Annotated in this window: 10 protein-coding genes and 1 pseudogene; 5 read left to right on the top strand and 6 right to left on the bottom strand. The window is 65.9% G+C overall.

Annotated elements, in window-relative coordinates:
* The first annotated feature begins 147 nt into the window (after window positions 1-147).
* Both pdxA and FCN77_RS05995 read left to right on the top strand, forming a co-directional pair.
* Window positions 148-2,544: a 4-hydroxythreonine-4-phosphate dehydrogenase PdxA gene (gene pdxA / locus FCN77_RS06000; RefSeq protein ID WP_137324663.1), complete on the top strand. Its 2,397-nt coding sequence runs from the start codon at window positions 148-150 to the stop codon at window positions 2,542-2,544.
* Window positions 2,545-2,623: 79 nt separating this feature from the next.
* The gene (locus FCN77_RS05995; RefSeq protein WP_137321532.1) at window positions 2,624-3,433 is read left to right on the top strand and encodes a DeoR/GlpR family DNA-binding transcription regulator; all 810 of its coding nucleotides are present in this window, start codon (window positions 2,624-2,626) and stop codon (window positions 3,431-3,433) included.
* Window positions 3,434-3,446: 13 nt separating this feature from the next.
* On the opposite strand, the gene FCN77_RS05990 is transcribed toward FCN77_RS05995, so the two are convergent.
* Both FCN77_RS05990 and FCN77_RS05985 read right to left on the bottom strand, forming a co-directional pair.
* Window positions 3,447-4,502, bottom strand: a complete 1,056-nt coding sequence (locus FCN77_RS05990) for an acyltransferase (RefSeq protein WP_137321531.1) — start codon at window positions 4,500-4,502, stop codon at window positions 3,447-3,449.
* 183 nt (window positions 4,503-4,685) lie between these two features.
* Window positions 4,686-7,178 carry an ATP-dependent Clp protease ATP-binding subunit gene (locus tag FCN77_RS05985; protein ID WP_137321530.1) on the bottom strand — a complete coding sequence of 831 codons (2,493 nt, stop codon included), beginning with the start codon at window positions 7,176-7,178 and terminating at the stop codon, window positions 4,686-4,688.
* Between the two features lie 260 nt (window positions 7,179-7,438).
* On the opposite strand from FCN77_RS05985, the gene FCN77_RS05980 reads away from it, so the two are divergent.
* Window positions 7,439-8,227: a GntR family transcriptional regulator gene (locus FCN77_RS05980; protein ID WP_137321529.1), complete on the top strand. Its 789-nt coding sequence runs from the start codon at window positions 7,439-7,441 to the stop codon at window positions 8,225-8,227.
* Window positions 8,228-8,310: 83 nt separating this feature from the next.
* On the opposite strand, the gene FCN77_RS05975 is transcribed toward FCN77_RS05980, so the two are convergent.
* Window positions 8,311-8,859, bottom strand: a complete 549-nt coding sequence (locus FCN77_RS05975) for a TetR/AcrR family transcriptional regulator (protein WP_137321528.1) — start codon at window positions 8,857-8,859, stop codon at window positions 8,311-8,313.
* Between the two features lie 115 nt (window positions 8,860-8,974).
* Between FCN77_RS05975 and FCN77_RS05970 the strand changes: the two genes are divergently transcribed.
* A complete protein-coding gene (locus tag FCN77_RS05970; RefSeq protein ID WP_137321527.1) occupies window positions 8,975-10,384 on the top strand; it encodes an MFS transporter in 1,410 nt (469 codons plus the stop codon).
* Between the two features lie 2 nt (window positions 10,385-10,386).
* On the opposite strand, the gene FCN77_RS05965 is transcribed toward FCN77_RS05970, so the two are convergent.
* The 3 genes and pseudogenes from FCN77_RS05965 to FCN77_RS05955 all read right to left on the bottom strand — a co-directional run bounded on the left by FCN77_RS05965 (window position 10,387) and on the right by FCN77_RS05955 (window position 11,876).
* Complete coding sequence (locus FCN77_RS05965; RefSeq protein WP_137321526.1) at window positions 10,387-10,587, bottom strand: hypothetical protein; 201 nt, start codon at window positions 10,585-10,587, stop codon at window positions 10,387-10,389.
* An 81-nt stretch (window positions 10,588-10,668) separates the two neighbouring features.
* Entirely contained in the window at window positions 10,669-11,340 is a 672-nt protein-coding gene (locus tag FCN77_RS05960) for a bifunctional 2-polyprenyl-6-hydroxyphenol methylase/3-demethylubiquinol 3-O-methyltransferase UbiG (RefSeq protein ID WP_137321525.1), read from the bottom strand.
* A gap of 39 nt (window positions 11,341-11,379) precedes the next feature.
* Window positions 11,380-11,876 (bottom strand): annotated as a pseudogene (locus FCN77_RS05955) (S8 family serine peptidase).
* A gap of 289 nt (window positions 11,877-12,165) precedes the next feature.
* On the opposite strand from FCN77_RS05955, the gene FCN77_RS05950 reads away from it, so the two are divergent.
* A complete protein-coding gene (locus tag FCN77_RS05950) occupies window positions 12,166-12,729 on the top strand; it encodes a YceI family protein (RefSeq protein ID WP_137321524.1) in 564 nt (187 codons plus the stop codon).
* Window positions 12,730-12,817 lie beyond the last annotated feature (88 nt).

The following is a 12,817-nucleotide window of genomic DNA, read 5'->3' as shown; positions in this document are numbered from 1 at the left end:
GTTGGCTGCGCCGAATGTTGTGTTCATCACTTTGCCACTCCTGCGCAAATTGCGCAACCCATCTAGCGTGATTCGCGCAATCGTGTCATGATGAATGCATCCCCGCACCTGGCGGGGTCAACCGACTACTGCGTGGAGAGGAGCAATGTGGCTTCCGTATATGTGCAGGCCGACGATTTCTCCGGCGCCGCCGAGGTTGGCTACTGCTTTGTGCAGCATGGGCTGTCCGCGCAGATTCTGCTCGGAACGGGCAATAGTGCAACGGACGACGACGGCGCCTCCCCCGCGGGGCACGTCACCGACGTAGTGGTCACCGATGCGCATTCGCGCGGACTTCCTGCCGCCGCCGCCGAGGCGCTGGTGGCTGAGGCTTTCTCCAGTCCCGAAGCTGCGGCTGCGCAGGTGGCCTTCAAGAAGATCGACTCGCTGTGGCGTGGGAATATTCGCGCCGAACTTACCGCGCTGACCCGGCTGGGCTACCACGCCGTTATTGCCGGGGCACTCCCCCAGCTGCAGCGCTCGGTCCTTGACGGCAAGCCGTTTATAACCGGGACTCCCCTGGCGGAGACGGAGCTGTGGCAGGCAGAACTGTCCGCGCCTCCTGCCGATATTCCCTCCCTCCTCCGCCCGGAGGATCCGGCCTCGGTGCAGACCCTGGACCTGGCCGAGGTGCGGTCCGGCTCGCTTCCCGCGAAGCTCGCCGGGCTGCTGGAATCCGGGCAGCCGGCCCTCGTGGTGGCTGACGGTGAAACCGTTCAGGATCTGGAAAACGTGGTGGACGCCCTGCTGGAACTGGGCTTCAGCGCGGGTGGCCGCCGCGTAGTTCTGGTGGGTACCGGCGGTACCGCGGATGTCCTTGCACGACGATTCACAGCGCAGCGGCTCGCTGCCCAACTTGCGCGAAATGCGCAAGCCGGGGCACAGGCGGAATCAGCCACCGCAGAACCGCAGCGGCCCACCAAACCCGTGCTCGCCGTCGTCGGCTCCGCTTCCGGAACGGCGCAGGCGCAACTGGCTCAGCTGGAAGCGCGCGGCTTTACCGTGGTCCGGCTCCACCCGCTGTACGCGGGCGCAACCGGCGCGTACCAACCGCAGCTGGCCGAAGTCCGGCAGGCGCTGGCAGCAGGGAGCAATGTAGCCGTCACCCTGGCCGCAGACAAAGTAAACCCGGCGCGCGCCGCCCGCATCGTCCAGGCGCTGTCCACCTTCGCAGCCGAGGCAGCCAAGGGAGCGAACGCGGACCTGATCCTCACCGGCGGCGAGACGGCCCGGGAAGTCCTGGACGCCGTCGGCCTCCTACGGCTGCTGCCGCTCGCGGCCGTGCAACACGGGGCGGTGCTCAGCCGCGCCGAGGACGGAACGCTGGTGGGCACCAAGCCCGGCAGCTTCGGCGATGACCTGGCCCTCCTACAGCTTTACGAGGAAATCCGGGAGCGTCGCGGCCCGTCCGCGCAGGCTCCCGCCAACACCCTTCCCAGCAAGACTTCCGAAAGATCTGGAGCAGAAATGACAACCGCCGCAACGAGCAAGACCGAGCAGAACGCCCTTCCCATCGTGGCCGTCACCATGGGCGACGGCGCCGGGGTGGGGCCGGAGGTGGTGGTGGCCGCCGTGCTGGATCCGCAGAGCAACAAAGAGTGCCGGCCCGTGGTGATCGGCGACGCGCTGCGCCTCCGTCAGGCCGCAGACATCTTAGGTCTAGAGGCGGACATCCGGACGATCGAAAACGTGGAGGACGCGGTGTTCACGCCCGGCCGGGTGAACGTGATCGACCTGGCGCTGCTGCCGGAGGACCTGCCGTGGGGGCAGCTCTCCCCCGTGGCCGGCCATGCTGCGTACGAGTACATCCGGGTGGCCAGCGAGCTGGCCATGGCCGGGACGGTGCAGGCCATCTGCACCGCGCCGCTGAACAAGGAGGCGCTGCACGCCGCGGGCCACATCTTCCCCGGGCACACCGAACTCCTGGCGCAGCTGACGGGCACGGAGGAAGTGTCCATGATGCTCTCCACCCCCAAGATCCGGGTGATCCACGTGACCACGCACATCGGGCTGATGGACGCGATCCGCAAGATCAACCCGGACCTGGTGGAGCGCACCATCCGCCGCGGCCACGAGGCCCTGGTCCGCGCGGGCATCCCGAACCCGAAGATCGGCGTCTGCGCCATCAACCCGCACGCCGGCGAGAACGGGCTGTTCGGCCAGGGCGAGGAAGCGGAGAAGATCGAACCCGGCGTGAAGGCCGCGCAGGCTGCCGGGATCGACGTCACGGGCCCGCTGCCCGCGGACACGCTGTTCTTCCTGGCCGGCCGGGGCGATTACGACCTGGTAGTGGCCATGTACCACGACCAGGGGCACGGGCCGGTGAAGGTGCTGGGCATCGAGGCCGGCGTGAACATCACGGTGGGCCTGCCGGTGATCCGGACCTCCGTGGACCACGGCACCGCCTTTGACATTGCCGGCAAGGCGATCGCTGATCCGCGCAGCATGGTGGAGGCCCTGCACCATGCGGCGGAGATGGCCACCCGGCCCAGCACGGCCGTGTAGCTGTTCGTCGCCGTGCTGCGGGGAGTTGGCGGGGGCCGGAACTAGCATGGTAACCACGCCCACGGGAAGGAGACCGGGAATGCTGAACGCAAATGCCAGGCGCGAGGAGATCTACCACCTCGCCGTCACCACCGGCCTGGCCTCCGTGGAGGAACTATCCGCCCGGTTCGAGGTCACGGCCTCCACCATCCGCCGCGACCTGGCGCTGCTGAACGGGCAGGGCCGGCTGGCCCGCACCTATGGCGGGGCCATGGCCCTGGGCGCGCATCCGGAGGCATCGCTGCGGCAGCGCACCGGCGAGGCTTTCGAGCAGAAGCACGCCATTGCCCGCTGGGCGGCTTCCGCGATCCGGCCCGGCGAGAACATCCTGCTCGACGCCGGATCGACCGTGGGTGCCCTGGCCCACGAGCTGCGGGGATTTGACCGGTTGTCCGTGACCACGCCGGGCATCAACACCATGCAGGAGCTGGCCGATTCGGAGGGCATCGAGGTGGACTGCCTGGGCGGCCGGCTGCGGAGCCTGAGCCAAAGCTTCGTGGGCCCGCTGGCCGAAGCAGCCCTGGAACGGATGAGCTTTGACCGCGTGTTCCTGGGCGCCGACGCCGTGACGGCCGAGGACGGCATCTGCGAGGCCGACCACTCCCAGACCAGGCTCAAGGAGCTCATGGCCCGCCGCGGCAACAACGTCTATGTGCTGGCGGATTCGTCCAAGCTCGGCCTGCGGCCGTTCCACGCCTGGGCAAGGCTCGCGCTGCCCTGGACCCTGGTAACGGACGACGGCGCCGATCCGGCTGAGGTGGACAAGTTCCGGGAGGCGGGGGTTCAGGTGGAGGTAGCGGCGGTTTCGGGCGGACCGGCGGTTGAGCCTGGAGAAACCCCTGGTGGTTGAGCCCGCCGAGCCTTTACCGGCGATGCCCCGAAGTCGCCTCTGCCAGGGGCCGGACGGGTGGGCCATCCGGGCTGTCCGTGCAGGCGTCCCGGCTGATCCAGCGCCCCACAGCACGCCCTGCGGCTATGGAGAGCCGGTGGGCTGGTCGTTCCACGTAGCGCTGGAAGAGCTCGGCGACCACAAACGAGACGGCCACGGATACGGCCAGCGCCAGAGGAAGTGAGACTGACCTCAGCAGCGTGACGCCGGCAAGAATGATTGGAAGGTGCACTAGGTAGAGGCTGAAGGAAACGCGCCCGAGCCATTGCGCGAAGGCCGTATCTCCGAGCCACTTGGCCGACTTGCACTGCACGAAGAGTAAGACAATCAGTGCCGCACCCACTGTGACAACGCCCCGGACACCGACAATCGGCTGATCGGGGCTGATCCATTCCGCGTTGGCCAGGAATAGGCCAGCGGCGGCCACGAAGAACCAGGCGGAGCGGGGCCAGGAATGGGTCAACTCACTTATTCGCTCACGTTCAGCGCCGAGGATGGCCCCTATGGCGAAGATCGGGAGATAAGACATCCACTCCAGGTCCTGCACAGCTCCAACGACGGCCAGCAGAAGTGCGATGCCGATTTTCACGTGCCAGAAATTCCTCCAGCGGAGGGCGATGAAGACGTAGGCCGGGAGCAGGAGGGAGAACGCGACTTCCCATTTGAGGGACCAAAGCGGAGTGTTGATGGTGCTCGCGTTCAGCAGGAGCAGGGCATCCTTCAAGACCTGACCCATGCTTGGTTGGACCACGTACATGTCCGCCCAGGGGCTCTGCTCCGGCGACGCCGACCGGGGAACAATCGTAATCAACGCGACGGCCACCGCTAAGGATGCCCAAGCCGGCGGGTAAAGGCGGAGCAAACGCTTGGCGTAGTAAGGGGCCCAACTGGTGACCGCCCCTGGTCTGGTGAATGGCAGGACCAGGACGAAGCCGGAGAGCATAAAAAAGACGTGGACAGCCGGAGTGCCATTCCAGAGGACGTGCAGCGGCGAGAAAACCGCCCACATCTCCGCAGTGTTGAGTCCCACGGATCGGTTGCTAAATACACCCCGACGCCCGGGAGTGTGGACACGAGATGGCAGGCAACAACCACAAGGGCGGCAATTCCCCTGAGGCCATCCAACTGCGTGACTCGTGTTTGACCAGACTGATACCGCATTAGTCCTACGTTACCAGTCCGTTACATTACGCGGCGTCTGCGGTTTTCTGGTTTAGCTCGCGGCGGGCAGTGCGGCGGGGATCCGGGGTTTGGTGTTTCCGGCGAAGGTGAACTGCGCGTCGTCGCCCTCGCCGTCAACGTCCACCACCACGATGTCGCCCGGGTGGATCTCTCCGAAGAGGATCTTCTCGGACAGCTGGTCCTCGATCTCGCGCTGGATGGTGCGGCGCAGCGGCCGGGCACCCATGGCCGGGTCGTAGCCGCGGGTGGCCAGGAGCACCTTGGCCGCGGTGGTGAGCTCGATGCCCATGTCCTTGTCTGCCAGGCGCTTCTCCAGTCGGCCGATCATCAGGTCCACGATCTGGATGATCTCGTCCTGGGTCAGCTGGGGAAAAACGATGACGTCGTCTACGCGGTTCAGGAACTCGGGGCGGAAGTGCTGCTTAAGCTCTTCGGTAATGCGGGCGCGCATGCGGTTGTAGCCGGTCTGCGTGTCCGTGCCCGACTGGAACCCGGTGGAGACGCTCTTGGAGATGTCTCTGGTGCCGAGGTTCGTGGTCATGATGATCACGGTGTTCTTGAAGTCCACCACCCGGCCATGGCTATCGGTCAGCCGGCCGTCTTCCAGAATCTGCAGGAGGGAGTTGAAGAGGTCCGGATGGGCCTTCTCCACTTCGTCGAACAGGACCACGGAGAACGGTCGGCGCCGGACTTTTTCGGTCAGCTGCCCGCCCTCGTCGTAACCGACGTAGCCCGGAGGGGCACCGAAGAGGCGCGACACGGTGTGCTTCTCGGAGTATTCGGACATGTCCAGCGTGATGAGCGTGTCTTCTTCGCCGAACAGGAACTCGGCGAGGGCCTTGGCGAGCTCGGTCTTGCCGACGCCGGTGGGGCCGGCAAAGATGAACGAGCCGCCGGGACGCTTGGGGTCCTTCAGGCCGGCACGGGTGCGGCGGATAGCCCGCGAAACCGACCTAATCGCGTCATTCTGGCCCACGACGCGCTGGTGCAGCTCGTCTTCCATCTTCAGCAGACGCGAGGATTCCTCCTCGGTCAGCTTGAACACCGGGATGCCCGTGGAATTCGCCAGCACCTCGGCGATCAGTTCCTCATCCACCTCGGAAATGTCGTCCATGCCGCCCGCCTTCCACCGGCGTTCCTTCTCTCTACGCTGCGCTACGAGCTTCTGCTCCTGGTCGCGCAGCGAAGCGGCGCCCTCGTAGTCCTGGGCGTCAATCGCGGACTCCTTCGCCGTCCTGACGTCGGCGATCGTCTCAGCCATGGCCTTCAGCTCCGGCGGGGCTGTCATGCGGCGGATGCGCAGGCGCGCACCGGCTTCATCGATGAGGTCGATCGCCTTGTCCGGCAGGAAACGGTCCGAGATGTAACGCTCCGAGAGGTTCGCCGCGGCCACCAGCGCACCGTCGGTGATGGTCACGCGGTGGTGCGCCTCATAGCGGTCACGCAGGCCCTTGAGGATCTCGATCGCGTCCGCAACCGAAGGCTCCTTGACCTGGATCGGCTGGAAGCGGCGCTCCAGCGCGGCATCCTTCTCGATGTGCTTGCGGTAGTCGTCCAGGGTGGTGGCACCGATGGTCTGCAGCTCGCCCCGGGCCAGCAACGGCTTCAGGATCGAGGCCGCATCGATCGCACCCTCGGCGGCACCGGCACCCACCAGGGTGTGGATCTCGTCAATGAACAAAAGAATGTCCCCGCGGGTGCGGATCTCCTTAAGGACCTTCTTCAGGCGCTCTTCGAAGTCACCGCGGTACTTTGAGCCGGCCACCACGGAGCCCAGATCCAGGGTATAGATCTGCTTGCCCCTGAGAGTCTCCGGGACATCGCCACGCACGATCGCCTGGGCAAGGCCCTCGACGACGGCGGTCTTGCCGACGCCGGGTTCACCGACCAGCACCGGGTTGTTCTTGGTGCGCCGGGAAAGGACCTGCATGACGCGTTCCATCTCCTGCTCGCGCCCGATAACCGGGTCCAGCTTGTTCTCGCGCGCGGCCTGCGTCAGGTTGCGGCCGAACTGGTCCAGGACCACGGAGCCGGCGGGAGCCGCTTCAGCCTGGTCCTGGCCGGCGCCGGGGCCGGCGGTTTCACCCTGGTAGCCTGAGAGCAGCTGGATCACCTGCTGGCGGACACCTTTCAGGTCCCCGCCGAGCCTGACCAGCACCTGGGCGGCCACGCCTTCACCCTCATGGACGAGGCCGAGCAGGATGTGCTCCGTGCCGATGTAGTTGTGGCCCAGTTGCAGGGCTTCACGGAGTGCGAGCTCCAGCACCTTCTTGGCGCGCGGCGTGAAGGGGATGTGGCCGGCCGGGGACGGCTGGCCCGGGCCGAGAATCTCCTGCACCTGCTCGCGGACGCCGTCGAGCGAAATGCCCAGGGACTCAAGGGCTTTGGCGGCAACGCCCTCCCCCTCCTGGATCAGACCCAGGAGGATGTGTTCGGTACCGATATAGTTGTGGTTCAGCGTGCGTGCCTCTTCTTGGGCAAGGACCACGGCGCGTCGGGCCCGGTCCGTAAATCGCTCAAACATTTTCGCCACCCTCCTGGCTGCCGCTTACTCTGATGCTACGTTGCCGCGGGCCCTCATGGGGTGTTCGCCGGAGGCAGGATACGGCGAACCAGGTTCCGTGACTTTCCCAGGCAAGACGCAAGTCTTTCGCCGGCTATCCGGCACCCACGGCGAGCAATTCCTGCGGAGCCCAGGAACCTCCCGAAGCCCGCACTTGTCCAACAAACGTGTCGGACCGTGGAGTACGCTGGAAATCCCAGACCCAATAAGCGAGGCATAACGTGCACGACGACGCCGTCCGGTTCTTGTCCCAGCCGATCGCGGCCCAGCCCGGCTCCCCGCTCCGGGTTGCCGTCTACTCACGGATCGCCGAAGCGATCCGCAACAACCTCCTGCAGCCCGGATCCATGCTCCCCACGGAGACCGAGCTCGGCACCGACATGCAGGTGAGCCGCACCGTGGTCCGCGAGGCCCTGATGCTGCTCGAGGAAGACGGCCTCATCCGGGCCCGCCGCGGCGTCGGCCGGTTCGTCTCCGACACCCTCCCCCGCATCGGCATCGAGCGCATCCGGCCCTTCGAAGAAGTCCTCGGCGGCCCCGGCCAGCACTTGGAAATCAAGCGGACCCAGGTGGTGCGCCAGCCGGCCTCCGAATTCGCGGCACCCGGGGTTGGCATCGCGCCCGGCGAGGACTGCTGGCTGTGGGAGTCCGTCCTGATCAGGGACGGCGAACCCATCGGCCAGCTGCAGGAAAACATCTCCGCCCTGCCCGTCCGCTTCGGCAGCGGTTCCGCTGCCGCCGCCCCCTTGCAGGTTGAGGACGACGGCGGAACCACCCTGCTTGCCGCCCTCACCAAGATGGCGGGACGCGGCCTCGGCCCCGGCGAATGCCAGATCAGCCTCAGTCAGGTGGGGCCGAGCCGCGCCAAGCTCCTCGACTTGCGCCCCTCCGACCCGGTGCTCGTCCTCACCCAGTACGTCCGCCACGCCAACCGGCCCTTCTACCTGGCCAAGTGCCTTATCGCCGCACGCGCCGGGCATCTCTCCGTGATGCAGTCCGTCCAGTCCTAGTACGGCAGTGGCTGCGGCCACGTGCCGTAGCTACCTAACCGCGTTGTTGGCGTTCACGCGGCCGAATGCGTTCCCTGAATTCGTCAGGGAGCGAGCAGTCCGTCCGCGACCACCGCGAGCATGGAGGCCACTGAGTCGGCGGGAAGCTCGCTGTTGTCTGCGACTGCAGCCACACCGCCGACAAGCCGACTGATTTGCATTGCCTCGACCCCCGGGCGAAGGGCCGAGTCCATGGCGTCAATCAAGCGCTGGTTCGCATTGACGTAGGTCGTGCATTTTGCCGCGAATGGAGACCCGGGATCACCCAGCGCAGCAGTGATCCGCGCGGCTGCACCCTTGTGTTCTGTCAGCATCGCCGCATAGTCGGTCAGCCAGGTCAACAGCCGCTCCCGCGCGGGGGCGTCGAGCGAAAGCGCCCTGTCTACCGCCGCGTTGACCTTCTCCGCCCAGGCCTCAAGGACCGCGTCGTACAGCGACTCTTTGGTCGGGAAGTGCCGGTACAGCGTGCCGGGGCCCACCTCGGCCCCCTTAGCGACTTCGTCCATCGAGACGGCGTCGAAGCCTTTGGCGCGGAAGGACGCACGTGCAACCTCCACAATCCGGTCGCGGTTGCGTTGAGCGTCAGCGCGCAAAGTAACACCTCTCAAAACATGGTTGCCAAACGGAGAGTGTCTCCGTATAGTTCTAACCGGAGCTTCTCTCCTCTTAGTGTACGTCAGCCCATCGGCTAGAACAGGACACCACCCCATGACATCCACAATCGCCACACGCGCGACCGCCGGGATCGCTACATCCGGCCGCCGCGCCGGCAGCATCGGCCTCTGGCTGGTCATGCTCGCCCAACTCATGCTTGTCCTCGACGCGACAGTCGTAAACGTCGCACTCCCCCACATCGCCACCGACCTCCATTTCACCCGGGCCGAGCTCAGCTGGGTCCTGAACGGCTACGCCGTTGCCTTCGGCGGCCTCCTGCTGCTCGGCGGACGGATCGGAGACGTCTTCGGCCGCCGCCGCACGTTCCTGGTGGGCGTCGCAGCCTTCACGCTCTTCTCACTGCTCGGCGGCCTTGCCACCTCACCCCTTCTCCTCGTCATCGCCCGCGCACTCCAAGGCCTCGGTGCCGCGTTCGCCGCCCCGAGCGTGCTCGCGCTCATCACCACCAGCGCGCGGGACGACGGCGCGCGGAACCGGGCGCTCGCGCTGTTCTCCGCCATCGCCTCGATGGGCGGAGCGCTCGGGCTCATCCTCGGCGGCCTGCTCACCGACCTCACCAGCTGGCGGTGGACCCTCTTCATCAACGTGCCCATCGGCGTCGTCGTTCTCATTGCCGTGCCGCGCCTTATCACTGAAACTCCCCGGAGACCCGGGCGCTTCGACGTGCTCGGAGCGGTGACCGCAACGGGCGGCGCCGTCGCCATCGTGTGGGCCCTCATCCAAGCGGGCGACGTCGGCTGGTCCAGTCCCCGCACGATCGGCGGCCTCGTGGTCGGCGCGGCGCTGATCGCTGTGCTCGCCATCACCGAGCGGAGAGTGGCCCACCCCCTGCTCCGCCCGGAACTGCTCCGCAGCCCGAGCCGGGTGGCGGCGCTGGCTGCGATGGCGGCCACCTACGGCGGGATGCTTGCGATGTTCTTCCTCATGGTCCAGTACCTCGAAGACGATCTGCACCTCTCGCCGATGGTGACGGGCCTGGCTTTCCTGCCGATGCCCTTGAGCATCTTCGCGATGTCGCGAATCGTCCCGCGGCTGGTCGAGCGCTTCGGGGCCGTCCGCCTCGTCATCATCGGCGCCGCCCTTCGCGTCGTCGCCTTCCTGCCGCTCACGCAGCTGGGTCCGGACACCCCCTTCGTGGTCGTCATGGCTGCCCTGCTGTTGACGGGAATCTCGGCCGGCATGACGTTCATGCCGCTCACGACGCTCGCGCTTCGCAACGTCGAACCCGAGCACGCAGGGTCCGCCTCCGGGCTTTTCCAGACAATGCAGCAACTTGGCGGCGCCGTCGGACTGGCCATCGTGGCTTCGACCTACGCGGCCTTCGCTGTCCCCGGCGACTTCCTGACCGGTGGACGGGCCGGGTTCTGGTCGGCGACCATCCTCTCCGCCCTCGCGCTGGCAGCCGTCGTCGGGCTGGTCATCAGGCCCCGGAAGGTGGCCTGAGGTCACCCGTTCACCGGTCGCCCTATTCCCTGCCCGGCCAGGAGCTGCTGCGGGGCGCCGTCCACCACGAACCGGGCGTCGGCCACCCGGCCCAGCCGGACGCCGCCGGCATCCAGGACGGGGGTGCCCAGGACTTCGCGATCGCCGTCTACCGTCGCAAGATCAGCTGAGGCCGAGCTCTGCGCGCGGATGGGGCGCTCCACCTTGCACGACGACGCCGCCTCCCCGCACTGGGGAGGCGGCGTCGTCGTTACCCGCCGTGGTGCGCCGCTCCTGTGTTTCGCTCAAGCTCTGTGCCGTGCGAGCAGGCTGAAAGCATTCGGAACCTGGCCGTCCCAAGCGGCTGCGTCCATGCCTTCGGGCCGCCAGAAGGGTTCGGCGTGCTCCTCGAGGTGCAGGATCTCGAAGTCTGCACCGGTGATCGCCATGATCGTCTCCGCGAATGTCCGCTGGTACTCGACAGCACCGCCCGCAGGAAATGAATCGTTGACATGGCTTCGGGCGAAGTACCCACGGCCACGACGCACCTCGACCTTGTCGCGGTCCCAACTCCACAACGGCGTCATGGGGTGCGCTTCATAGATGAAGAGGTGGCCTCCTGGTCGCAGCAGGCGGCGCATCTCGGTCAGCCATGCCTCAAGATCCTCGACCCAGATCAGCGCACCCTTGCCGGTGTAGACGAGGTCGGCCGAGTTATCGATGAGGCCACTCGCCGGCAGCGTCGCGGTCACATACCTGCAGTCGACGCCGAGTTCGTCTGCCCGGCGTTGCGCTGCGGACGCGGCTGCTGGGCTGTAGTCGACACCGGTGACGCTGCGGGCACCAAGGTGTGTCAGCGCCACGTCGTCGATGCCGTGGCCGCTCATCGGGTGCACTACGTCGGCGCCGACGACGATGTTGCGGAGCACGGTTTCCTCGATGGGAAGCAGACTGGCGTACTTCGCCTCGTCCAGCACCTCGTCGTACTCGTTGATGTACTTGTGGGACGCTGACTCCTACGCCTGCTGCGTGTTGTTGTGAACGCTCATCGCCCGACTCTCCCAGAGAATCGGTGCTGACACCATCCCTCCGACGTCGTACCCCTGAGAGCGTTTGTTTGGCACCTCCAGCGCGAACGGGTGGTTCGGGAAGGTCGAGTAGACGTTCACGCCGGGTGCTGCGACGTCCACCCAACTGGCCCCGCAGGTCGAGAACGACGCTTTGGCGTCATTGTTGTCGGTCGCGCCGACCGCAATGACGTTAGGGATGCGCCCGGGTAGATCTTGGTCTGGTTACCGCCGTTGCCTGCCGCGGCAACTAGCACAACTCCTGCCTTCCAGGCGTTGTCGACGGCAGTTTCGGGAGTGCGTGATGCCCTCACTCCGATGCTCATGTTGATCGCCTTCGCCCAATTGCTAACCGACCAGTTGATACCGTTGACAAGGCCTGAGGTAGATCCAACCCCGCTGTCGTTGAGGACTTTGCCGGCCAGGATCGTACAACCCGGGCACACGCCAGCGACACCAACCTTTGGCGCGATGTCGGGGTTGTCGCTGGCGACGCCTGAGTCGAGAACAGCGACTTTAATGCCGGCACCGGTCGTGACGTTCCACGCTTCGACGGCGTCCACGTCGGCGTTCACCTTGCCCCCGGCTACAAATATGTCGCCCTTGGTGTTGGTGAATGATTGACCAGTGTTTTGCAGAGCGTACTGGCGATGCTCGCCCGTGCCGGTCTGGTACTGTTGCTACACCTTTCGGCGCACAGATGCTGTGCCGGCACGCCTGCACAGGAGGCAATTCATGACTGAAATCTTGTCGGACTTTTCGGGCGAGTGGCGCTTCGACCCGACCCATACCCGAATCGGTTTTTCCACCCGCCACGCGATGGTGACCAAGGTGCGGGGGGCGTTCAACGATTTCGAGGGCGCCATCCAGGTCAATGCGGAAAACCCCGAGCTTTCGTCGGCGCGAATGACTATCAAGGTGGCCAGCATCGACACCCGTAACGCGGACCGCGACCAGCACCTGCGCACCAACGAATTCTTCGACGCCCCACAGTTTCCGGAGATTACCTTCTCCAGCAACCGGGTGGACCAGGTCGACGACGGCCACTTCATCGTTGGCGGTGACGTCACCATTCGCGGAGTCACCAAGGACATAGCCATCCCGCTGGACTTCATCGGCGTCGAACGTGACCCCATGGGCAACTTGCGGGCCGGCTTCGAAGGCTCCCGCCGGATTGACAGGCAGGACTTCGGCCTCACCTGGAATGCTGCGCTTGACTCCGGCGGGGTCCTCATCTCGGACAAGATCACCCTTGAATTCGAAATCTCCGCCGTGAAAGTCGAAGAACTGGCGGCCTGACACCCGCCGAGCTTTTCCTGCGGTTCTGCGGTAACAACCGGAATAGCATGGTCAAACGGTACGACGGCGGCTCTCCTGGCGATGACCT

The organism is Arthrobacter sp. 24S4-2, from assembly GCF_005280255.1.
Lineage (GTDB): Bacteria > Actinomycetota > Actinomycetes > Actinomycetales > Micrococcaceae > Arthrobacter.
The sequence above is the reverse complement of the archived record's forward strand: the minus strand, read 5'-3'. Positions and strand labels throughout refer to the sequence as shown.

Excerpts from the sequence above, each read along its gene's own strand:
- FCN77_RS05970 (WP_137321527.1), top strand. The coding sequence starts at position 8,975 with ATGACATCCACAATCGCCACACGCGCGACCGCCGGGATCGCTACATCC.
- FCN77_RS05985 (WP_137321530.1), bottom strand. The coding sequence starts at position 7,178 with ATGTTTGAGCGATTTACGGACCGGGCCCGACGCGCCGTGGTCCTTGCC.
- FCN77_RS05995 (WP_137321532.1), top strand. The coding sequence starts at position 2,624 with ATGCTGAACGCAAATGCCAGGCGCGAGGAGATCTACCACCTCGCCGTC.
- FCN77_RS05950 (WP_137321524.1), top strand. The coding sequence starts at position 12,166 with ATGACTGAAATCTTGTCGGACTTTTCGGGCGAGTGGCGCTTCGACCCG.